The 23,485-nt window shown below is 37.4% G+C and carries 21 protein-coding genes; 5 read left to right on the forward strand and 16 right to left on the reverse strand.

All coding sequences use genetic code 11. From position 1 onward, the window contains the following. Nucleotides 1-14: 14 nt before the first annotated feature. Genes J2S78_RS08810 through J2S78_RS08820 form a run of 3 tightly spaced genes read right to left on the reverse strand, consistent with a single transcriptional unit; the run spans nucleotide 15 to nucleotide 3,517 of the window. Nucleotides 15-1,055, reverse strand: a complete 1,041-nt coding sequence (locus J2S78_RS08810; RefSeq protein WP_306897879.1) for a homoserine dehydrogenase — start codon at nucleotides 1,053-1,055, stop codon at nucleotides 15-17. Between the two features lie 32 nt (nucleotides 1,056-1,087). Then, entirely contained in the window at nucleotides 1,088-2,284 is a 1,197-nt protein-coding gene (locus J2S78_RS08815; RefSeq protein ID WP_306897881.1) for a M20 metallopeptidase family protein, read from the reverse strand. A 21-nt stretch (nucleotides 2,285-2,305) separates the two neighbouring features. After that, nucleotides 2,306-3,517, reverse strand: coding sequence for a cystathionine gamma-synthase family protein (locus J2S78_RS08820; protein WP_306897882.1), 1,212 nt, complete (start codon nucleotides 3,515-3,517; stop codon nucleotides 2,306-2,308). Nucleotides 3,518-3,680: 163 nt separating this feature from the next. Here J2S78_RS08820 and J2S78_RS08825 point away from each other — a divergent pair, with 163 nt between their 5' ends. Then, nucleotides 3,681-5,399: a PucR family transcriptional regulator gene (locus J2S78_RS08825; RefSeq protein WP_306897885.1), complete on the forward strand. Its 1,719-nt coding sequence runs from the start codon at nucleotides 3,681-3,683 to the stop codon at nucleotides 5,397-5,399. Nucleotides 5,400-5,464: 65 nt separating this feature from the next. Here the strand turns inward: J2S78_RS08825 and kapB are convergent, their stop codons facing one another. The 5 genes from kapB to J2S78_RS08850 all read right to left on the reverse strand — a co-directional run bounded on the left by kapB (nucleotide 5,465) and on the right by J2S78_RS08850 (nucleotide 13,523). Then, nucleotides 5,465-5,839 (reverse strand): kinase-associated lipoprotein KapB, encoded by a 375-nt coding sequence (gene kapB / locus J2S78_RS08830; RefSeq protein ID WP_306897887.1) that lies wholly within the window; start codon nucleotides 5,837-5,839, stop codon nucleotides 5,465-5,467. Between the two features lie 149 nt (nucleotides 5,840-5,988). Beyond that, entirely contained in the window at nucleotides 5,989-7,473 is a 1,485-nt protein-coding gene (locus tag J2S78_RS08835; RefSeq protein WP_306897889.1) for a glutamate synthase subunit beta, read from the reverse strand. 39 nt (nucleotides 7,474-7,512) lie between these two features. Beyond that, nucleotides 7,513-12,111 (reverse strand): glutamate synthase large subunit, encoded by a 4,599-nt coding sequence (gltB, locus tag J2S78_RS08840; protein WP_306897890.1) that lies wholly within the window; start codon nucleotides 12,109-12,111, stop codon nucleotides 7,513-7,515. 215 nt (nucleotides 12,112-12,326) lie between these two features. Next, entirely contained in the window at nucleotides 12,327-13,097 is a 771-nt protein-coding gene (locus tag J2S78_RS08845) for an NRDE family protein (RefSeq protein ID WP_306897891.1), read from the reverse strand. A gap of 12 nt (nucleotides 13,098-13,109) precedes the next feature. Then, entirely contained in the window at nucleotides 13,110-13,523 is a 414-nt protein-coding gene (locus tag J2S78_RS08850; protein WP_306897893.1) for a DUF2203 domain-containing protein, read from the reverse strand. Between the two features lie 273 nt (nucleotides 13,524-13,796). Between J2S78_RS08850 and J2S78_RS08855 the strand changes: the two genes are divergently transcribed. The 3 genes from J2S78_RS08855 (at nucleotide 13,797) to J2S78_RS08865 (ending at nucleotide 16,859) form a co-directional block, all read left to right on the forward strand. Further along, nucleotides 13,797-14,768, forward strand: coding sequence for a toxic anion resistance protein (locus tag J2S78_RS08855; RefSeq protein WP_306898764.1), 972 nt, complete (start codon nucleotides 13,797-13,799; stop codon nucleotides 14,766-14,768). Between the two features lie 49 nt (nucleotides 14,769-14,817). Continuing rightward, a complete protein-coding gene (locus tag J2S78_RS08860) occupies nucleotides 14,818-15,759 on the forward strand; it encodes a hypothetical protein (protein WP_306897894.1) in 942 nt (313 codons plus the stop codon). 113 nt (nucleotides 15,760-15,872) lie between these two features. Beyond that, nucleotides 15,873-16,859, forward strand: coding sequence for a DUF2777 family protein (locus J2S78_RS08865; RefSeq protein ID WP_306897896.1), 987 nt, complete (start codon nucleotides 15,873-15,875; stop codon nucleotides 16,857-16,859). A gap of 19 nt (nucleotides 16,860-16,878) precedes the next feature. Here J2S78_RS08865 and J2S78_RS08870 read toward each other — a convergent pair whose 3' ends face one another. The 4 genes from J2S78_RS08870 to J2S78_RS08885 all read right to left on the reverse strand — a co-directional run bounded on the left by J2S78_RS08870 (nucleotide 16,879) and on the right by J2S78_RS08885 (nucleotide 20,287). Further along, nucleotides 16,879-18,393 carry a PH domain-containing protein gene (locus tag J2S78_RS08870; protein WP_306897899.1) on the reverse strand — a complete coding sequence of 505 codons (1,515 nt, stop codon included), beginning with the start codon at nucleotides 18,391-18,393 and terminating at the stop codon, nucleotides 16,879-16,881. Continuing rightward, entirely contained in the window at nucleotides 18,338-18,817 is a 480-nt protein-coding gene (locus J2S78_RS08875; protein WP_306897901.1) for a PH domain-containing protein, read from the reverse strand. The genes J2S78_RS08870 and J2S78_RS08875 overlap by 56 nt, the downstream gene beginning before the upstream one ends. Before the next feature lie 16 nt (nucleotides 18,818-18,833). Then, nucleotides 18,834-19,043 carry a hypothetical protein gene (locus tag J2S78_RS08880; protein WP_125555440.1) on the reverse strand — a complete coding sequence of 70 codons (210 nt, stop codon included), beginning with the start codon at nucleotides 19,041-19,043 and terminating at the stop codon, nucleotides 18,834-18,836. 107 nt (nucleotides 19,044-19,150) lie between these two features. Next, nucleotides 19,151-20,287 (reverse strand): conserved virulence factor C family protein, encoded by a 1,137-nt coding sequence (locus J2S78_RS08885; RefSeq protein ID WP_306897903.1) that lies wholly within the window; start codon nucleotides 20,285-20,287, stop codon nucleotides 19,151-19,153. Between the two features lie 194 nt (nucleotides 20,288-20,481). On the opposite strand from J2S78_RS08885, the gene J2S78_RS08890 reads away from it, so the two are divergent. Further along, nucleotides 20,482-21,207 (forward strand): metallophosphoesterase family protein, encoded by a 726-nt coding sequence (locus J2S78_RS08890; RefSeq protein WP_306897904.1) that lies wholly within the window; start codon nucleotides 20,482-20,484, stop codon nucleotides 21,205-21,207. A 38-nt stretch (nucleotides 21,208-21,245) separates the two neighbouring features. Here J2S78_RS08890 and J2S78_RS08895 read toward each other — a convergent pair whose 3' ends face one another. The 4 genes from J2S78_RS08895 to J2S78_RS08910 all read right to left on the reverse strand — a co-directional run bounded on the left by J2S78_RS08895 (nucleotide 21,246) and on the right by J2S78_RS08910 (nucleotide 23,420). Next, nucleotides 21,246-21,665 (reverse strand): TlpA disulfide reductase family protein, encoded by a 420-nt coding sequence (locus tag J2S78_RS08895; RefSeq protein ID WP_306897905.1) that lies wholly within the window; start codon nucleotides 21,663-21,665, stop codon nucleotides 21,246-21,248. Nucleotides 21,666-21,685: 20 nt separating this feature from the next. Then, nucleotides 21,686-22,015: a thioredoxin family protein gene (locus tag J2S78_RS08900; protein WP_306897906.1), complete on the reverse strand. Its 330-nt coding sequence runs from the start codon at nucleotides 22,013-22,015 to the stop codon at nucleotides 21,686-21,688. Nucleotides 22,016-22,099: 84 nt separating this feature from the next. Then, a complete protein-coding gene (locus tag J2S78_RS08905) occupies nucleotides 22,100-22,624 on the reverse strand; it encodes a type 1 glutamine amidotransferase domain-containing protein (protein ID WP_306897908.1) in 525 nt (174 codons plus the stop codon). Nucleotides 22,625-22,637: 13 nt separating this feature from the next. After that, the gene (locus tag J2S78_RS08910; RefSeq protein WP_306897909.1) at nucleotides 22,638-23,420 is read right to left on the reverse strand and encodes a DUF3891 family protein; all 783 of its coding nucleotides are present in this window, start codon (nucleotides 23,418-23,420) and stop codon (nucleotides 22,638-22,640) included. Between the last annotated feature and the right edge of the window lie 65 nt (nucleotides 23,421-23,485).

Consider the following 23,485-nt stretch of genomic DNA (forward strand, 5'->3'; position numbering starts at 1 on the left):
TCTATCGAAGATTTTTACAAATTATTACGCTCAAGGTTAATTAAATCAATCAATAAAGCAAATCCTGTTTCAGGGATACCTGCACCAGCTCCAATAAGCGTTACGGGCCCCGAGAGATCACACTCATACGTAATAGCATTTAGTGCACCTGATATTCCAGACAAAGGATCTTCTTCTGGAAGCATTTCAGGTGATACAGTAGCGTTTATCTGACCATTCTCATTTTTCACTTTACCTATTAACTTCCACTTTTTATTTTCCTGTTCAGCTCGATTCATATCCTCACGGGTTAAACTAGAAATCCCTTCACAAACAACATCTTCTTTTTTTAAGTCTGCGTTCATGATAACGTTAGCTAGAATAACGACTTTATAAAGAACGTCATATCCTTCGATATCACTTGTAGGATCTGCTTCTGCAAAACCTTTCGCTTGTGCTTCTTTTAAAGCATCATCAAAATCCATTCCAGCTTCCATTTTTGTAAGCATATAATTGGTGGTTCCGTTAAGGATACCTCGAATTTCTTTAATGTCATTTCCGACTAACGAAGTAAGGGGCATTCTAATAGCTGGAGTACCGCTCATTACTGTTCCTTCGAATGAAAAACAAACATTATTTGCTTCTGCGATTTCGTTTAGTTCTTGGTAAGCCAATGCAATGGGGCCTTTATTTGTTAAAACGGCATTCTTCCCTGAATTGAAAGCTTTTTTACAGTGATCAATAGCCGGCTGTCCCGTATTCACATCAGTGAAAGTAATTTCCACCATTGTGTCAGCATTAGATTTTTCTATAGTGGTTATATTATCCCAACCGCGAACCAATCCTTTAGTTTCGGGATAGCTATCAAGTGTCCCGTCTTTTTTTAATGCCTGCAACACTTTATCAATGTCTAATCCTTCCGAATGATGCAACGAACCTTTATATAAGTCAGAAATGGAGACAATTTTAAAGTCCATACCAAATTGTTTTTGCAACCATGTACCTTTGGTTTGAATAATTTCAGCCAATCCCTGTCCGACTCCTCCAAATCCAATAAATGCAAGTTTATGCGCCATGATACCCCTCCTTCGCAGACTTCCTCATTGCTTTACTGTAAATAACGAATAGCGGAACCAACTAGGATAGAAACTCCCACTGGCAATATATTTTCTTGTATATCAAAACCAGGCATGTGTAACCCCTTGTTACTTTTATCTGTAAAACCGGCACCTAAAAACAACATAGCGGCTGGAACCCTATCAGCGATATACCCGAAATCTTCTCCTCCTAATCCATATGGCTCATGCTTAATATAAAAGTTTGGAAAGATTTCTTCTATCGTTGACTCCAGTATTTGAACTGATTTTTTATCATTGTTTAAGGCCGGTTCCCCTTTTTCAACTTCCAATTTGTAAGAACCACCCATCGATTCTACGATAGAGAAAGCTTGATGCAATTCTCTTTCTAAATGGATTCTCGTCTGCTTATCGTAACTTCTCAGCGTCCCTTGAATTTTCACTTCCTCTGGAATGACATTTGTTGAGGAACCTGCTCGTATTTCACCGATACTGATAACAGCAGGGTCCAAAGGAGAAGTTCTTCGAGAAGTTATCCCTTGAACCGCTTGTATGACAAAAGAAAGCATCCACACAGGATCCGTTCCAAGGTGTGGATAAGCACCGTGCCCGCCTGTGCCTTTTATAACTGCTTGAAATGTGTCTACATTTGCCATACTTGGACCCTCATGTAATCTTATATGGCCCGGTGTAAACTCTGGATCCATGTGTAGCGCAAATGCAACCGATACATCATCCAGCAACCCGTGATTAATAAAGTATGGCGCACCTGAACTGCCCGTGTCGTCCGTCGCTTCTTCAGCTGGTTGAAATATAAATTTTATTGTTCCCGAAAACGTACTCTCCCTTTCAGACAATACATGAGCTGCTCCCAATAAAATAGTAGTATGAGCATCATGACCGCAGGCATGCATTACTCCCTTGTGTTCAGATTGATACACAGCTTCCGTTTCTTCTGTAATAGGAAGGGCATCCATATCAGCACGCAAAGCGACCACAGGCCCCTCCCCTTTTTTTAAGATTCCAACCACGCCTGTTTCAAGACCCGTTTCTTCTTTTCCAACTAGAACATTTATTTCCGGTATATTACGAAGTTGTTTTGCTACAAAAGAAGCTGTGTTATTTTCATTGAAGCTTAATTCCGGATAACGATGGAGATAACGACGCCATTCTGATAACTGTGAGAATATAGATTCGGCCTTTTTAAATATGGCGTGTTCAGAATGCATTACAAAGCCTCCTTTGTTTCGTTACGTGTTCGTATTGGTCTCCGGTAGATTAGAGAGAGCCTGATTGAGATCATTGATTAAATCATCTGCATCCTCAATACCTACAGAATAGCGGACTAAACTTTCTGGTATGCCTAAAGCAGCTCTTTCTTCCGGCGTATTTTCTACGTGACTAGTTGTTCTTGCTGGCCCTACGGTTGTCTCTACAGCACCTAAGTTTGCTGCCCGATTTGCAAATTCTAGTTTAGGGAGAAAGTCACGAACAGCTTCTAATCCACCCTTCATCGAAAAACTTAGCATTCCGCCAAATTGTCTCATTTGCCTTTGGGCAATATCGTGTCCAGGGTGATTTTTTAATCCAGGATAGAACACTTTGTCAACTTGTTCATGGGATTCTAAAAATTCAGCTATTTTCAATGCAGATTCACACGATTGTTTTAACCGAAGATGAAGTGTTTTCATACCCCGTAACAATAGATATGCAGCCATTGGATCCATAGTTGCACCATTGATTTCTCTGTAATGAAAAATCTTTTCTACGAGATCTTTATTGCCACACACGGCTCCCCCTAGTGCATCAGCATGCCCTCCAAGAAACTTTGTGGCACTGTGAATGACAAGATCGACCCCATATTCAAGTGGGTTTTGATTAATAGGAGTTGCAAACGTATTGTCAACAAAAACTAGTGCTCCTACTTCTTTAGCAACCTTCACCATGCGCTCGATATCGGTGATTTTTACAGTAGGATTCGTTGGCGTCTCCAAATAAAGTATGTTACATCCTTTTCTTACTTCCTTCTCAATTTCTTCATGATTACCGGTTTCACAAAGAGTAACGTTAATATTTAGCTGAGGCAAAAATTCACTGAATATTTTATTTGTACCGCCATACGTATCATTCATAGACACAATCCGATCCCCTGGTCGTAAGAATGTAGATAGTGAGTTACTGATAGCAGCCATTCCCGTTGAAAAACTGGTTGCTGCTTCTGCTCCTTCAAGCTCTTTTATCTTTTGTTCAAATGATTCAACTGTCGGGTTTGTATTACGGCCATAAATGTGACCCTTTTCGTTTCCGATCGCTACTTCATACCAATAATCTAAATCATCATAGGTATAAGCTACACTGTGTACTACAGGAACTTGTGTTGCTCCATGTGCTCTATATTCTTTCTCTCCAGCCCAAACCGCTTTCGTAGAACGCTGGATGTTACGGGCATCTTGATTCATCATAACAAACACTCCTTTTCTCACACTTTCTTTGTAACTATTTTTATCATATGATAGATAAGGAATAAATCCATTCATCAATTTGTATGAAAGTTTATATTGCTTTTCAAACAATATGGATAAAAGGTTTTCTGACATTCATTGTTTTAGGCATGAGGAGGTTTTTATGTTTACTGTTTACAACATGCTCCAACTTCCAATTATGAAACGAGCCGTTTCTCAAACGAATTCAAGTTTTGGTATGCAAACCCCTGTCGAATGGGTCTCTATTATAGAAATGCCGGTTGAAAATTTTGTTCGAAAAAATGAAGTCGTATTAACCGCAGGTATAGGATGTGAAAACGATGAAAATAAATTGCTGTCATTCGCACAAGAAGTTATAGATGCTGAGGCTGCTGCCTTAATTATTGCCACAGGAAGATATTTAAACGTCATTCCAGATAACGTTATTCAATTTTGCGAAACGCATGATTTTCCATTGATTGAAATCCCTTGGGAAATACGCTTTGCCGATGTTAGTCATGCCATTTCTACCGCATTACATCAACGAGAACGCAGTTTTGTCGAACACTCCGACAAAGTTCGTAAAGAATTATTAGAAATTATATTAAATGGCGAAGGTGTTGCACGCATCGCTTCCTATCTGGAAAAATCTCTATTCATGCCTGTTGTTATTACAGATCGGCAAGGGAATATAAAGACAAAAAAAAGCAAAAGCACTCAAGATTTGGAGGAACGGTGGAATGCACATTTGTTGCAACGCGGAGATCCCCTTTATTTTAAATTAGAAGAGTCCAGTGATAACAACACGCTTCCAAATAACATGCACTGGCTTATTATTGATAATAAAGAAGTGCTGCAACTTACCGTTCAAAGTGCTCGAGAAATTCAAGGTTTTATATTACTTGAGTGGCCCGAACATTTGCCGGAAGATGAAGTATTTCAAGAACATACTCTTATATTGCTTGAACATGCTGTAACGACTTCTGCCTTGTGTTTTCTCCATGATCAAGCTGCCTTAGAAACAGAAATGCGGTTAAAAGATGACTTTGTTTGGAGTCTTGCTAAAGGAAAATTTGATTCTAAAGATAACGCCTTATCCAGAGCGAAATCATTAGGATACAATTTAAATATTCCATATCTGTGTGTTGTCGCTAAACCTGAAAACTTTCACTACCTGTTTGAGAATGATAGTTCCCAAGATATTTCTTTTGAAAATTGGCGTAAACTTATCGGAGAGATGATGGAAGAAGAAGTCAATCATACAGGTAGAACCATGTACTTGAAAACGATGTCGACTTTTCAAAAAGAAGAACTGATTATCTACGTTGAGTTACAATCTGAAAAAAGCGTCGAGACAGCCTACCCCTTTATTGAATTACTACAATATAGGATAGAACAAAAAAAACCCAACATTATTGTATCATGGGGAATTGCCAAGACATATGGAGAAGATTTCTTTCATGTCGGATTCGAGGAAGCTTATTCCGCATTAGACATAGGCAGACGACAAAAAGGGAACGGATATATTACAACTTATGCTAATACACGATTTGATCGTGCTCTTCTCGCCTTAACAGAGAATGAAGAATTAAGAAATATTACAGAGGTTATCATCGAACCACTGCAACGATACTCGCTAGAAAGAAAAATTGACTTGGTTCATACTTTTATCATTTACAATCGTCATAAAGGAAATGTAAGCCAGACAGCTAGAGAATTAAATCTCCATCGTCAATCCTTACTATATCGGCTTCGAAAAATCGAAACCTTAACCGGTTGTAGTCTCGATGATTCCGATGAAATGTTTTTAATAGACCTGTCCATCCGTCTTCATACTATTAGTGTGAACAAAGACAAAAATACAAATCACCATACTAAGTAATACCGCCTTACCAACTTCATGGAAGGGCGGTTTTACTTATGAATAGTTAATGTAATAATCTCAAGTTATTTTAACTGATAATCGTGTTCTAGTCCTTTCAATGTCTCAAGAGACTTTTGAGAGTATTCGTCTATCTTTTCTTCTAGTTGTTGTTTAAGTTCATTGTAAGCTGAAATTAATGATTCTCTGTAATCTGGTACCTCCTCTTCATATATTTTTGCGTTGGCTGTAGGTATCCAAACTTTTTCAAACTTTGCAAGAGCCTTTCTTTCGTGGAATAACGGAACATCTACTTGTTTAGGATTGTGAAGATCTCCCTGCATTGGATGCTTTAATACGGCAACAATTTTAATAAGTGTTTTATCCTCTTTTTCTTGTAAAGGTTCTCCAATGTACACACCTGTTTTGTAAGCAGCTTTAACGAATCTATTTTCAGTCATTTATTATCCTCCTGTATTTTATGGTCTTTATTCATTCATGTTAACAAATTTAATACATAATATCATTTATATATTAAATACGGTACGTGAAATTTTAATAAAAAACAATAAAACTCAGCGCATTGTGTTAACGCTGAGTTTAAACATGTTTATGGTAAATTTGTCGTGCCCATTAAATGTCTGTCACATTCTCTTGCAGCTTCACGTCCTTCATGAATTGCCCATACTACAAGACTTTGACCTCTTCTGTTGTCACCGGCCGCAAAAATGTTTTCCTTACTTGTTTTATATACGCCATACTCTGCTTTTACATTACTATTATCATCTGTCTCTATTTCCATTTTCTCTAACAGTTCTTGTTCTGGTCCTGTAAAACCAACTGCTAAGAAAACAAGATCTGCTTTCCAAACTCTTTCGGTACCTGGAATTTCTTTTCGTATCTTTTTTCCATCCTCATAAATCGTATCGACATCAACGGTATGCAATTCTTTCACACGACCGTTTTCGTCTCCTACGAATTTTTTCGTCATTACTTTATAGGCTCTTGGATCGTCTCCAAATACAGCCTCTGCTTCTTTATGACCTTCTTCTTGGCCGTACACAATCGGATAAAGTGGCCATGGATTATCCTCATTTCTTTTCTCATCTTTTTCAGGATGAATGTCGAATTGAGTCAAAGAATTACAGCCGTGACGAATGGAAGTTGTGATACAATCTACTCCCGTGTCACCTCCACCAATAACGATTACATCTCTATTTTCCGCAGAAATATAGTTCCCATCATCGTGTCTTGAATCCAGCAATGATTTCGTATTAGGACGTAGAAAATCCATTGCATAATGAATTCCTTTCAGCCCTCTCCCTTCTGCCGGAACATCACGATGAACTTGAGATCCAGTGCATAACAGAACAGAATCAAAATCATTATTTAATGACTCTACGGAATAATTTTCACCAATTTCTATATTAGTAACAAATTCAATTCCTTCTTCTTCCATTATATCCAAACGTCTTTTGATGACATCATAAGATAGTTTTACATCTGGAATACCATACGTTAATAATCCACCAATCCTATCATCTTTTTCAAATACCGTTACCCAGTGTCCAGCTTTATTTAGTTGTGCAGCAGCAGCCAAACCTGCTGGTCCGGATCCGATGACCGCCACTTTCTTACCGGTTCTTTTTTCTGGTGGATTTGCTACAATCCATCCTTCTTTGAAACCTTTTTCAACAATATTAAATTCAATCGATTTAATCGTTACCGAATCATCATTTAGCGCTACCGTACAGGATCCTTCACAAGGCGCTGGACACACTCTTCCGGTAAACTCAGGAAAATTGTTTGTCTTGTGTAATCTTAGTAAAGCTTCTTTCCATTTACCTCGATAAACAAGGTCATTCCATTCAGGTATTAAATTGTAAACAGGACATCCTATCTCACCAGAACCATCCATTGTAGTACCAGCTTGACAGAAAGGAATTGCACAGTCCATGCAACGTGCACCCTGCGTTTGTAATTTCTCTTCAGGCATGACTAGTTGAAATTCCTGCCAGTTTTTCACACGTTCCATCGGTTTTATTTTCGGAGGAGCTTCACGTTCATACTCCATAAAACCCGTTGTTTTACCCATAACATCCACTCCAAACAATATATATCTTGATGCCGTTTATTACTTACCGCCAACTCTGGCTTTGTTCGTTTTTGTTTCATTAAAAGCACTCATGATTGCTTCTTCTTCTGTTAACCCATCATTCTTCGCATTTTCTATAGAGGCAAGCATATGCTTATAGTCATTAGGAATTACTTTAATAAACATAGGAAGTGAATCATTCCATTGTTGTAAAATACTTTCGGCTAGGGAGCTTTCTGTATAGCTTGCGTGACGCTCAACCATCGTTTTCAACTGTTTAACGTCTTCTGGATTTTCTACTGGTTCTAAATTGACCATTTCCTTGTTGCAACGTGTGGAAAAACTTCCATCTCTATCCAAAACGTATGCAACGCCGCCGGACATTCCAGCTGCAAAGTTTTTACCAGTAACACCAAGGTTAACAACCGTTCCACCGGTCATATATTCACAACCGTGATCTCCCAATCCTTCTACAACAATATTCACTCCGCTGTTTCGAACGGCAAATCTTTCTCCTGCAACACCTCGAATATATGCTTCACCAGAAGTTGCTCCGTAAAAGGTTGTATTTCCTATTAAAATACTTTCTTCTGGTGCAAAAGTTGAATTTTCCGGCGGATAAGCAATGATTTTTCCGCCTGACAATCCTTTTCCAAAATAATCGTTAGCATCGCCTATAAGGGTTTGAGTCATTCCTCTTGGTATAAATGCACCAAAACTTTGACCTGCCGATCCTCTGAACGTGAACCGGATTGTATCTTCAGCTAGCCCTTCCAGACCATATTTCTTTGTAACTTCACTTCCGACTATCGTTCCGACAACTCTGTCTGTGTTACGAATTGTAAATTCACCAAATACCGGTTCATTTTTACTAATAGCATTCTCAGCAGCCTTCAGTAACGTTGTAGAATCAAGTGATTCCTCAAGCTGGTGGTCTTGCTCTTCGTTGGCAAAGTGTTTTGATTGATCTAATCGTTTCGGACGATACAGTAAGTTAGATAAATCTACTGAATTTGCTTTCCAGTTGTCAATTTGATCCTTTTGTTTTAAAAGATCAGTTCTACCAATCATTTCGTTCAACGTCTTAAATCCTAGTTCGGCCATTACTTCTCGCAATTCTTCTGCGACGAAGTGCATAAAGTTAACAACATGATCCGGACTGCCCATAAACTTCTTACGTAACTCTGGATTTTGAGTTGCTACACCTACAGGACACGTGTCGAGATGACAAACTCTCATAATAACACAACCAAGTACAACAAGAGGTGCAGTAGAAAATGCAAACTGTTCTGCTCCCAACAATGCAGCTACTGCTACATCTCTACCAGTCATCAATTTCCCATCTGTTTCTACAGATATACGATTGCGCAAGTTATTTTCAACTAATGTTTGATGAGTTTCTGAAAGACCAATTTCCCAAGGAAGACCTGCATGTTTTATACTCGTTTTTGCTGCAGCTCCTGTTCCTCCATCATATCCGCTAATTACAAGTCCATCTGCGCGTCCTTTTGCTACACCAGCAGCGATAGTTCCAACGCCAGTTCCTGAAACAAGTTTAACGCTAATAAAAGCAGAAGGATTTGCATTTTTCAAGTCATGAATCAACTGTGCCAAGTCTTCGATAGAGTAAATATCGTGATGAGGAGGTGGGGAAATTAAACCAACACCAGCCGTGGTTCCACGCACCTTAGCAATCCAAGGGTACACCTTGTTTCCTGGCAGCTGTCCGCCTTCACCAGGCTTTGCCCCTTGCGCAATTTTTATTTGTATTTCATCAGCATTAACTAAATAATGACTTGTTGCACCAAAACGGCCAGATGCTATTTGTTTTATTGAACTGCGGCGTAAGTCTCCATTGGCATCCGGTGTAAAACGGTCCGGGTCTTCCCCACCTTCGCCAGAGTTTGATTTTCCACCAATTTTGTTCATTGCTATTGCTAAGGCTTCATGTGCTTCTTCAGAAATAGCTCCAAAAGACATGCCGCCCGTCTTAAATCTTTTAACGATTTCTTCAGCACTTTCTACTTCATCTAGAGATATAGAGTTCCTTCCATCTGTGTTAAAAGTAAGCATACCACGCAAAGAAGTTTGCTTTTTTTCTTGATCGTTTATAGCGTTTGAGTACTTTTTAAACAATTCATAATCATTTTTCTTTGTTGCATGTTGTAACATGTGAATAGTGTGAGGATTATATTGATGCGGTTCTCCGTTTCGTCTCCATTGCAGGTCATCACCGGGGTCAAGCGTTTTATCCTGCCCTTCTTGTTCCGTGAATGCACGGGAGTGACGAATCAATACTTCCTCAGCTATCATTTCAAGTGTTACGCCGCCTATTCTTGAAGGCGTCCATGTAAAGTATTTATCTACAACTTCAGGTGCAATTCCAACAGCCTCAAATATTTGAGCACCACGATAACTTTGAACTGTGGAGATACCTATTTTCGATAACACTTTCATAATTCCCTTGGTTGCAGCTTTTATATAGTGTTGAACAGATTCCACATAAGACGTATCTTCAAGAATTCCGTCTTTAATCATTCCATCAATGGAATCAAATACTAGATAAGGGTTAATCGCTTCTGCACCGTAACCTAAAAGCACAGCAAAATGATGAACCTCTCTAGGTTCCGCTGTCTCTATCGCAATACTTACCTGTGTTCTCATCCCATTTCGAATGAAATGATGATGCAGACCTCCTACGGCAAGTAGAGCAGGAATAGGAGCATAATTAGTGTCCACGTTACGATCACTCAAAATGATAATCGTAGCGCCATTTGCTACAGCTTGATCCGCTTCTGCAAATAGATTATCTAATGCTTTCTGCATAGCTTCTTTCCCTTTAGAAGCCTCAAAAACCATGGAAAGCGTTACAGATTCAAACCCTTTATCCTTATTAGTACGAAGCTTCGCAAAATCTTCATTGTTTAAAATCGGTGTCTTTAAATACAGATGTCTTGCACTTTCCGGTTCCGGATGCAAGAGATTCCCTTCTTTACCGATTGTAGTTCCTACAGCTGTCACTAATTCTTCCCGAATAGCGTCAATAGAAGGATTCGTTACTTGTGCGAATAGTTGTTTAAAATAATTATATAAAAGCTGAGGATTTTCAGATAATACTGCAAGTGGCGAATCATACCCCATTGATCCGACTGGATCAGCTCCACCTTCAGCCATCGGCTTAATCATTTTGTCTAGCTCTTCATACGTGTAACCGAAAGCCAACTGTTTTTCAGTTATTGATTCAAAGTCTGTATTATAGACCTCTTGGCTTTCCAGCACGTCTTCTAAATCCGTTAAATAAGTGTCTACCCACTCTTTATATGGTTTTTCTGTAACAATATCCTGCTTAATTTCTTCGTCTGGTACAATTCGGCCTTCTTCCATATCTACAAGCAACATATGCCCTGGATGAAGTCTTTCTTTATATAATACATCCTCGGGATCGATATCAAGTACGCCTACTTCTGAAGACATTAAAATATGATCATCTTTGGTTACATAGTACCTAGCTGGACGCAGACCATTCCTATCAAGACAAGCACCTACCTTTTGCCCATCCGTATACGCAATAGCCGTCGGACCATCCCAAGGTTCCATCAACGTACTATTAAATTGGTAAAACGCTTTTTTCTCTGCTGACATCAAGGAATTATTCTGCCATGGTTCAGGAATCATCATCATTGCCGAGTGCGGCATAGATCTTCCTGCCAACGTCAAAAATTCAAATGTATTATCAAACATAGATGAATCACTGCCATGATGGTCAATGATAGGATGAACTTTGTCCAAATCTTCCTTGAATTTCTCTGAACGGAAAATAGCTTCTCTTGCATGCATCCAATTAACGTTTCCTTTTACGGTGTTGATTTCACCATTATGGATAAGATACCGATTTGGATGTGCACGTTCCCAACTAGGGAATGTGTTCGTCGAAAAGCGCGAGTGAACAAGAGCAACAGACGTTTCAAAAGAGGAATCATGAAGATCCAAATAAAATTGCGGAAGCTGTTCGGTCGTGAGCATCCCTTTATAAACGATGGTGCGTGAAGACAAACTAGCAAAATAAAATGAATCTCCTTCTTCCACACTAGTTCCCACTTCTTTTTCTATACGTTTGCGAATAACATATAATTTTCTTTCAAAATCATCTCTTGTTTCTATATCTTCATTCCGGCCAATAAATACTTGAAAGATGGCAGGCTTTGTTTTGTAGGCTGCATTACCAATCATACTGTCGTCAATCGGGACTTCTCTCCAGCCTAACAAGCTTTGATTTTCTTCTAAAATCAATTGTTCTATTTCTTTTTCACAGTTTAAACGACTCTGCTCATCATTAGGAAGAAAAGCCATTCCGACACCATAATGCCCTTCTGATGGTAAACGGAATTTTAGCTCGTCTTCATATTTTTCAAAAAAACGATGTGGAATTTGGAGCAACATTCCTGCACCGTCCCCTGTATTTGGCTCATCACCTTGACCGCCGCGATGTTCAAGATTAGCCAGAATAGTCAACGCATTTTCAACAATATCATGCGATCTTTTTCCTTTTATATTGGCCAAAAACCCAATTCCACAGTTATCGTGTTCAAACTCGGAATTATAAAGCCCTTTTCTCTGTGAAATATAAGGCTGTGTCATTACCTTCTCCACCTCTCTCAAATCTTTCTAACAAATAAAGCTGTCTACTTCTTCAGTGTAATATACAAAAGCATATCATTTTTCTGACATTTCGGCAAATTATTTCACAATATTTTTTCTCTTTGTAAGCGTTTACTATGCGCTTTTAACCTGCATTTCTTTTATTACGGTCAAGAATTAATATAGTATGTTTATACCTATTTATGCAACAATATTCATAATTGTTGCATTTGAATTTCAATTCTAGTGTGACGGTCTAATATACCTTGTTCACGATATGTTTTTTCTTCCATAATCATAGAACCGTCTTTTGAAACCATTAAAACCGTTTGAGACCGAGTACCGTACTCTTTCATATTAATAAAGAGAGGAGATAGTTGCTGCTCTAAAGACAGCTCCACTCCGGTATTTGGTAACGATTCTACTTCTGCCTGCTTTGTATCCGTTAACATGTCAAAGAACACATCACATGTTAAATGATCTTCCCTATTTTTCAAAATATGTGAAAATCGATTCTTTGCCTTTTTAACTTTGGGCCACGGTGTATCTAAAAAAGCATTGCTTAAACCGTAAACACCAGATTTTAGAACATATTTACCATAGTTATTTTGATTCGTAGTATAGAGAAGTTCATCTAAGTTTCCTCCAATAAAATTGTAACCTCCGTATTGATCGCCTTTTTTGTTACAATTTTCTAAAAAAACATCTGGTTTCTCTGTCTTGAGATAATCTTTAACTATATCTCCTCGTGATTTTTTTGAGGGTGCTTCGTATGGATTTCTCACATTGGTTATAGCAGCAAACCGTCCGCTTTCCGTTACACCCATCCACGTACCGCCTTTTGCTTTATCCCGGCCAGCTATAATAGGTGAATTCGGCCAGCAGTGAAGAGATTCAGCAGGCCTTGCATAAAATTCATCACGGTTTGCTGCGATAATCAACGGGAAATCTTCGTGAACATGATACCCGCAAACAATAAGACACATTTTTTTCCTCCCTTAATCATCATCTGTTAAGGTGATTTTTTTTCTGTGATTAAATGTTTCGAACCATTCATGGTAATAGGAAATATACTCTTCTCCCTGTCTCCAGCAGAGAAAAATAGATTTTCCATATAATCTGGCCGGAAAATCAACAAGCCCATCATCAATACTCTTCACATAGATGCTATGTTTTTCTAACTGTTGAATAAAGTGTTGCGCTTGTATTTCAAGAAAGTCGATCCAAGCTTCAAGCATAAAAATATCTTCTTTATTTGTTATTTCATCTTCAAAACTTCCCTTTTTTATAGCTTGCAGATGATGATAAGCTGTCTTAAACTCTTTTTGCAAATGCTGAAGATGAGCCATGCTTTCTCGTATACTCGGTAGTATGTTGTTGGCTTCATGAAGCGCAAAGTACTTATTAAACATGATACATCCTCTCCTTATTCATAGAAAATTAACTAAATTTGAATCTAATTATAAATTACATCGTATCTAAAATATAGAATAAAGAAAAGCAATATGCTACGAAGGGTGTCAAAAAATGATATAATATAATGACAACACTTGATTAATATGGTGATTTTTAAATTTTTTATATAGATAATTTTTTAGTTTGGAGGGACAACGTTGAGCCAAAATGAACACAATCAACCGTTAGAACAATCTTCTGATGAAACTCGCAAGCAAGCAGAAAAATTTATGGAACGCTTTAAAAATGAAGCTGACTCCAATGAACTATTATCTGCTATTGGCAGCCTTGGAGAAACAGAACAAAAAAAGGCAGGTGACTCTTTAGATGCGTTAAAAAGACCTGTCCGTGAAATGATGAATCAAAAAGATAATGAATTACCAGAAAAATTACACGAGTTAAAAGGCGTAGTAGGCGAATTAGAGCCTGAACATTTAAAAGAGGGAAAATTGAAAAAAACATGGAATAAGTTACTAAGAAAAAGTCCCATGGAACAGTATGCTCAAAAATATGAGACCGTCGAAGCACAAGTCGAAAATATAATAGAAGCCCTACTTTCTGGTAGAGATAAACTTCAAGAAGATAATGTTATGCTGGAGCAACTTAAAGAGACTGCAAAAGAACGAATCACAGACCTTGAACAACAAATCGAAACGGGAAATGCATTAAATGAAATGCTTGAGCAAGAAATGACAAAAGAAGAATGGCAGGATAATCCGACATCACTCCAAAAAGGGCAGGAGAAAGTTATATCGCGCGTAAAAAACATGCATCAAGCTGTCATGGTCCTTCAACAATCCCTTGCTTCTGTCGACTTAATTTTAGACAACAACGAAAAACTCGAGGAAGCTATTTTCAACGCCATAACGATGACAAAAAATATTATTACCGTTACTGCATCTATCCAACTCGCACTAGGGAACCAACGCAAAGTCATTAATGCCGTCCAAAATGTTAATGAAGCGACAGAAAATATGATTTTAAATAACGCCCAGATGTTAAAAACGAATACAGAAGACACTTTAAAAACGTTAGAGGAACCAGCCGTAGCTATCGAAACGTTCCGCAAGGCATATGAAGACGTGTATGCTGCCATTCAGTTAACGGAACAATCTAATGAACGTATCGTTCAATCTGGCAAAGAATTTATTAGTGAATTAGACGAATTAAATCAGCAAATGAAATCAAAATTATTAAATTAATATAATGAATCCCTTCTATTGAAAGATTTGTAGAAAAAGGTGATTAACATTGTCAAAAGATTGGCTTATGCATCCTTGGTTGGAGAAATTTTTACCAGATCACCTCCGCCCCGTAGACGATCATATTTTTTCAGAAGCTCACGGTATAGTTCTTATCCAAGAAACAGAAGCAGCTTTAAATCGGTTAATCGAATATGGAAAACAAGTAAAATCGGCACAAACATTTAAAAAAAATGGAAAAAATTTTCAGTTCCGATTAAAAATTAATCAAAAGCGAATGAAATTATTAAGCTACGAAACCCACAAATCAGAAGCAGCCCTAAAAAAAAGGATTGTCATCGAATATATACGTAAAGCGTATGCACCAAAAAGCAAGCAGAAACGCTATAAAGAGGCGACTGTTCAATATATTAAAAATGGGCAGACATACGTTAGAGGTATTCAAAAATCTAAGTATTTCAATGGGATTATGGATAAACTCGAATTACTTGATGATGCCCTCCTTGGAGGATTAATTGAAAATAAACCAACGGAAACAGTGACATCTTCTCCAGCTCAAGAGCCTAAGGAGGATAAAGAGTTTATTCATTCTTCAGAAGAACCGTTTCATTTTATTCAACAGCTTGACAATAAAATAAAATCGGATTGGAAAACACTCGATGATCTATTGGAAAACCGTTTAAAACAACTTTTAGAGGAAACCCACCTCACTGGTTATATGTTCGATTCTTTAGACATCGAAGAACGTTATACGATAAAACGTATGCTCCAAACCGACATTCCTTCACTCGTAGATACCTATCTTTCTCTTTCTGAAGAGAATAGAAAGGAACAAATCGAACAAATTTATGAGGCGCTTGTGAAAATGGAAATAAATACCCGTTCACTAAGAGAAAAAGCAGAGTATGCCAAAGTGAATAAGATGGAACAGTTGCTCGAGCTCAATCAAAGAAGATATCGAGTGAAAAAAAACAATAATGACTCAGAATAATTGTTCACTCACTGAGATAGATGGATGTCCTTCTTGCCGAAACCCCCTTTTATTTCGTATAATAAATGTATTGAACACAAATACGTATAGTACATGTTAAAGTGAGGGTTTTCATGAAGCGTCTAGAAGCTACAAAAAATATTGGAAACACGGTCCTCGTCAATATCGGATCAGAAGGAATATATTACGGAACCTTAGAGGAAGTCTTCACCCCTCCTAAAAAAATTTGGTCTGGTCAAGTTTTTATATTAGGGGTAGCTGAAGCGCCAGATATCGAAAAAGCAGACACGATTAAACAGAAAAAAGATTCCTCCATCGTCGTTACGGGATCAAAAATTACGCTTCCTGATCAAACGTGGAATATGGACTTTAATACATCTGTCATTGCTGCTATTCAAACATTAATTGATGATTTTGACGAAAAAATTAACGATTATACTCAGCTAATTAGTAAGTGGAAAGAAATAGGGTCTTACTATGGAGAAACCTATGAGTCAGATGTAACAACACCTGAACTTGGACACAAAGATCAATATGTGTATTACTATATCGATAAAAAAGATGGCCATGCCTTTTTGTATGAACCTACCTACGGTGATGAACTCGAATTAGAAGGATGCCCTTTTGAATTTGAAATTCATAAATCAGGGAAATGGTTGAATGTATCCCATGATCATGGTTTTACATTTAAAGATGAAAAGGGAAAATCTTACAGTCTTCACCAAAACGAAACAATACGAGTTCATCAAGAACAATTCCAACCATTTACTATTTTATTGAATGAATTAGAACATCCCGCTCGTAAAAGTATTCTGCAAGACATTGAAGTTCTTGGCTTTACACGAGATGACTTACTTCACTGCCATAACCGTTTATTGTATGAATTACTACAATCCGAAGGGGCTTCTTCATTTAAAGGAGTTAACTTCATTACATTTCAGAAGTCAGGGAAAACTTTAATTGTTCAGCATCATTACGAAAGAATATTAAAAGCTGAATCACAAGACTATGTATATGATCGGTTTGAATATACAACAGACAATGGTGAACGACGGATATCTACCTACACTAGCGCTTATTCAAAAGATCATGAATCATAAGTAAACAAAAAACGACAGGTTAAAATACCTGCCGTTTTTTGTTATTTCGTTTTGCATACCAGTTAAACAAATTAGGATAGACTCCTGTTTCAATATCTTTCAACCTGTAAGTGCGTCCTCCTGTTGTCGATAAAATATTAGCTGATAAACTGTAGAGCTGTCTGTGCTTTTGAAAGTAAGATTGTTGGTAGGTCAAAGAATGAATTTTCATCCGAGGTAAAATATTGCGTGCTAAATTAAAATTTCTCGCTTGGATTACTAAGTATTCTGAAGATAAAAATATACCTGCGTCTTTATAACGCTGCCAACCAATATAAGTGAAAAGTATGGGAACAAGAATAAATAACCAACCACGAGGAACCCAAACAACGATAGCAAAGAAAAGAATCCACCATACGAAAGAAGCTCGAAGCATATATCGCAACGCAACCCTTCTTGGTAACGAATTTATTTCAGTTTGGAAATTAGTTTCTGGAAGTATCTGTTCTGCCAATCGTTGCACCCGATTTTTATCACCCAGCGGTAATAAAACTGTCGAAAATTGTTCTTCTTCTATTCCACCACCAGCACTATCAACGTATATGCTCCAGTAACCAAACCATTGCCTAATTGGATTGCTGACATATCGAACACCAGTTACTCTATCTAACTGCAATGTCAATTCTCGTTTTTCTAATAAACCTCTGGATATGATTATCTTATTTCCTGACTTTATGACTTTAAAATTTCCGTACTGTATGACAGTCAAAAGTACAGAAATCCCCCAGGCGATAAGTGCTAGCATTAAAAATGCCCCTATCAACAGAAAGGTTCCCATCGATAACAAAGCACCATATGATTTTTCGTAAAATCCCGCTGGCAACAATTGATCTATTTGAGAAAAGACTGCGGCTGCTGCTGAAAAAACAAGACCTACCTTACCTGAAGTGACCCCTGAAAGTATGATTGTTTTCATCGGTACATCCTCGATAATCGTACCGTCATTATCAGCTACTCGTGCCTCGTCTTGGGAATCACTATTTCGCTCTCTTTGATTTACTTCCATCTGTTCTCTTTCTTCTTGCTTTCCTAAACTCTGTCTTATATCATTTATCTGTTTTTCAGGAATCGCTATAAGTTCAACCTCTGCTTCCATCCCTCCACCTGCTGTTTCAATTTTTATTTTTACAACGTTAAACATTCGATGAAGTAATGGGGAATGAACAGCAACTGATTGAACCCGGTTTTTTTGTATATAACGGCGTTTTTTGATAAAAATTCCTTTTTCTATCCTTAGTTCATTATTTTCAAGCTGATATTTAAAATAAAACCAGTAGAAAAAACAATAAACCAATAGCACAACTATGAAAACAGGAAATATCCACCCTGTTATTTCATTTATTCCACCCGCAAACAATGAAACAAATAAAGGAATGAATAACTGTTTTATTTTCATCATGAACATTAACAAGATCGAAATTTTATTCATTCTATTCCAATCAGTCATCATTTTCATCCGTTCCGGCCAGTTCTGCAATCTGGTCTCTAAGTTCAATACCAACCTCTTCTGTTAAAGCCGGAATTTCATGAGCGCCGGCTGCTGTTGAAATCATTACCGTAGTCAAACCATACTTTTTATAAATGGGTCCCTGTTCCGTATCAACATGCTGCACTCTGGACATTGGAATAAGAGTATGTTTGACAATGAAAATCCCTCGTAACAATTCCACTTCTTTTTCAAAAACCTCATAGCGCCATATTTTCCATCTAATATGTGGAAGCAGAATAATTTCCCAAATTCCAGCTAATATAACAACACCGCTACTTATATATAAGTAATACATCGAAATGTCGTACCAAGAAAAAATGAAGAAAAGTCCTACGAGCAGCAATAAATATAAACACGAATCAATGGCACCTCGAATTCTCCAAACAGATATTGCTTTTTCAGAAATATTTCGTCTCGGCATTTTTCGCATTCAACCAATACTCCTTTTATTCCTCAGCTGGAATGTAAGTTATCTTCACCCCTTCTTCTTGTAAAACGTTAATAACTTCGCTATTCAACGTATCATTACGAAGCAGCCCTAATGATTCAACTAATTCTAATTCTCCTAGCTCTCCTTGTTCTGCTTCCTCAATAAGTTCTAGTACTTCGTCTAATTGTTCCTCTTGTAAACGTTCTTTGACTTCTGTTTTTGTCATCTGTATATCCTCCCATTAGATATAATATAACCAAATTATTATAAAAAAGTATCCAGGTTTTTCTTCTCAAAAAGCCGCCTCTTTATTCATCAAAGGCGGCCAATTTCTTATATTTTATCTCTTTCCATTCGTTCGGCCATTTGTTTCCAGACAGAACCTTTCGCTTCTTCTCCGCCTTCAATTCGTTCTAATGCCAATTTTGCTTGTAACGCCACTTCAAATGCAGGATCATCAGCAGCTTCCCGGAGTGATTCTATTGCTGTCTCATCACCTACTTCATATAAGTACATTGCAGCTCTCCAGCGCACTAGTTTGTTTTTATCCTGTAAAGATTCTATCATAGCTGGGATTCCGGCGGGATCGCCTAGGTCAGAAAAACAATCGGCTGCTGTCCGTCTTACCGTCACCGAATTATCCTGCATTGCCTGCCTTAACAATGGTAAAATGATTGGTTCTTCAATCATGCCAATGTGAACAACAGCAAGTCTTCTCACTGCAGATTTTTCATCATGCAACGCCTTTTCAAGAACGGGTAAGTCCTTTTCTTTCGGATTCATTTTATCCAACGCTGCATATCTATTTTTCCAGTCCGAATCGTCAAGCATTTCTTCGGTTACTTCTATAAATCTTTCTTCAAATTGCTGTGCGTTTTCTTCACCGGATAAAGATAATTGAATAAGTGTATCAAGTCTCTCTTGAGGATAAGCAGCTGCAATTTCTTCAGCAACTTCTTCTCCAATTTCTTCTAAATCGGCCCCATATCTAACACTTTGGTCTTCCCAGCTTCTTTGCATCACTATGTTGTCTTCATCCGTTTGAGCTTTAAATGCTGCTGTTTGAAAACGTTCTGGTAAACCTTGACGTTTCTCTTCTTCCGCATTTATTAACTTTATTTGCATAGGAATGGCTTTGAACATCTGAAGCTGTACTTTCACTTCACCAAACGCTTCTTTAGCGTCCATTTCCGTTTCAGAAATATGGGACTGCTCTTCACCGAAAGCAGTTCGAACTTGAGAAAGAAGTCCCTCCCAGTCCGATTTTGGATGTCTTTCAACTGCCATAAAATCCGAGACATGATAAACACCAGTAATCCCTTCAATTTCAAGTATTGGCTTTATAAAATCAGGTGCTTCTTCAAGTTTTTTTGATGTATAATTATTGCTTTCACCAACCGGCAGTGTCTCATCTAATATTAATTTCATTGTATTTGGACTCGGAGTCGGTTCTATAGATTTAATCTTCATTATATAGTTCGCTCCTTTCTAATATCTTTTGTTGTATCTAGTCAATTGCATACCACTGATTGTAACACAATACAATTGTTTTCTTCCAACTGGAAATAACGGAAATGATGGGTTATTGCAATCCGAATTCTAATGTATAATAAAGATATGTACACTTATAAAAACTATACATTTAACTAGGGAGGTTTCATTACATGCAAATAGCACTGTTATCTGACATACACGGAAACGCACGGGCTTTAAAAGCTGTTCTAAATGACTTGAAAGATAAAAATATCGATCAAATATATATACTGGGCGATTTATGCTATCGAGGACCAGAACCCAAAAATGCTTTAGAAACAGTTCGCTCTACTCCGGCAAAAGTACTAAAAGGTAACGCCGATGAATGGGTGACAAGGGGTGTTCAAAAAGGTGAAGTACCAGAGTCTGCACTAGCATTGATGAATCAAGAGAAAGAATGGACAGTCGAACGTTTATCATCAGATGATATAAACTACTTAAAACAATTACCAGAATCTTTTCTCGAAACATTAAATGAAAATGTAACAATGCATGCTTTCCATGCTACTCCAAATAGTTTTTTCGATATCGTAACCGTGGATGCTACAGATGAAGAATTATTTGAAAAATTAACTATCAACAATGGTGCTAATGTGATTGTTTATGGACATATTCATACACCATATATAAGAACTGTAGGGGATACAACATTTATTAACACCGGAAGTGTCGGATTACCGTTTGATGGCGACCCTCGCCCTTCTTACGTCTTGCTGCAAGTCGATAATTCCTCTTTTCATGCTGATATTCAAAGAGTTTCCTACGATACTGCACGAGTCATGGATCAATATGACGCAAATAATTATCCGAACAGTCAACAAATGAAACAAGTTGTGAAAACAGCAAAAAAACCTTAAAAAATCTTCACCCGACCTTTCTCATAAGATCGGGTGTATTAGTTTATTAAAGACTTTATCCCGTTCATAATATCTAAAAATGTTGCTTTGTCATTGTATCTGTTTATAATATTCAGCTCTTCATCAAGAATAAACGTTGTTGGCACACCCATACATTGATAGCGATCATATGTTTTAGTGTTATTGTCTCGAAGGACCGGAAACGTGTAGTTACTACTCTTCATAAAAGAAGCGGCATCTTCTATTTTCCCTTCCCTTCCCGTTACATTTATAGTTAAAAATTGCAACTTTGTATCATCAAGATTATCATAAAATGCTTGCTTTTGAGCTAAATCTTTTTTAGAGTCTGGGCACCAAGATGCCCAAAACGTGAGCATTATCGGTGTTCCTTTGAAATCTTTAAGCTGCACCTGCTTTTGATCAAACATATCTTCCAATTCAAACTCCGGGGCTTGCATTTACTTCTCTCACTCTCCTTCTATTTATTGGTTTTTATAAACTGTTTTAAATTCGGTTGTAACCTTTTAAGTAGAGAAGGAATAGAATGAAACGCATAAATTGTTTCCATAACTTGTCCGTTTTTATATAGTTTTAAACAAGGAACACTTTCAATCTTTTCTTTTTTTGCTATATCGGGCATCTGATTTATATTAGCTTTATAAAATAAAGAACCACCATAAATTTTTTCTACATGCTCCATCATTTGTTGAGCTAATTTACAAGTTCCACACAAGGGAGTGTAAAAAAATACAACTGCCGTATTTCCCTGATTTTGATTTTTAAATTCATCACTATCTATTTCATTCATTTAAAACCCTCTCAACATTAAAAAAATACTGCCTTACATATTATAGGGGAAAACCTGCTCTTGGAACCAGGTTCTCCGTTTGTCCTAATTATTCATAAACGCTTTTACAAGTTCCTTACAATATGCTGGAATATCAGGTGGGCGGCGGCTCGACACAATGTTGCCGTCAACAACTACTTCCTCATCACTCCAAATCGCACCAGCATTTTTCATATCGTCCTTAATTCCAGGTGTACTTGTTACTTTCTTTCCTTCTAAAATATTTGCTGACACGAGCACCCAACCCGCATGACAAATTTGTCCGATAATTTTTTTATTCTCTTCCATATGCTGAACCATATGAATCACTTCATCAAACCGACGTAATTTATCAGGAGCCCAACCTCCTGGAACAAGAATACCGTCAAAATCTTGAGGATTGATATCACTAAAATTAGCTTCCGCTTCTGCAGGTACACCGTACTTCCCGTAATATGTTTTTCCTTTTTCCTTACCAGTTAATATGACATTTGCCCCTTCTTCACGTAAACGCATTACTGGACCCCACAGCTCTAAATCTTCAAAATCTTCATCTACTAATGCAATGATTTGCTTTGTTTTCAATGACATTGTTAACCCCTTTCTATACATTGTTGGTGTTAGCTTCCGTTGTATTAGAATATACAAACCGAAATTGCCTAACGCATGGTTTGCCATCGCGATAAGCCTTTTTCATCCCTTTTTCAACTAGCTTTTGTTTTTGAATAATAATTCCATTTATCGTTATCTCGAGGTTTGAAAACAACGGAAACGGCTCTATATTTATTGTATCATTCGTATGGAAATGAGCATGTATTTTTTTATTATTTAAAAATACAAATCTTTGTCGAAACCCATTTTTAAACCAACTTACTTCTTCATTCTTGGCTGCTCCTGGTTTGTTCATACAAACATATAATGAAATATCATCACAGAATTGTAACACTTTCATGTGAAATTCTTCCGTATGAGGATGATGTAACTCTTTCCGTATATTATCTTGACGTTTCCGCTCTGATTGTAAAAACGTCCGGCCTGTCACTGTTTGACTCGAATCAAAAAAAGATGCGTAATGACGACTAACTAGGAGACCGCTATATAAATCTTTGTCAGTTACATCCTCAATTCCGTTTTCATAAGCGTTTATTTTCTCTTTTTCTGGATAATCGATGAAGGAATATGGTTTGAAGTGACTATCTAATAACGGCTCAGCATCAAGCGGTATCCATGCTCTATCATGGTGCCGTACAGCAAACAACAGTTCATTCCACCGCTTCCCGTTATATAAGGCAGGGTCTTTCCAATGCTCCAAAAACAGCGCAGCTATTCTGGCATGTTCATGCTGTGGAATTAATTCAAAATATGAACCAGCGTCATTTACAATCACCACAATCCCTCCTATATTTTATTTTCCTTCCTTTTCTTTTATTTAAACATTACTCAAAAACCTCA

This window comes from Salibacterium salarium, assembly GCF_030813635.1.
GTDB classification, from domain to species: domain Bacteria; phylum Bacillota; class Bacilli; order Bacillales; family Marinococcaceae; genus Salibacterium; species Salibacterium salarium.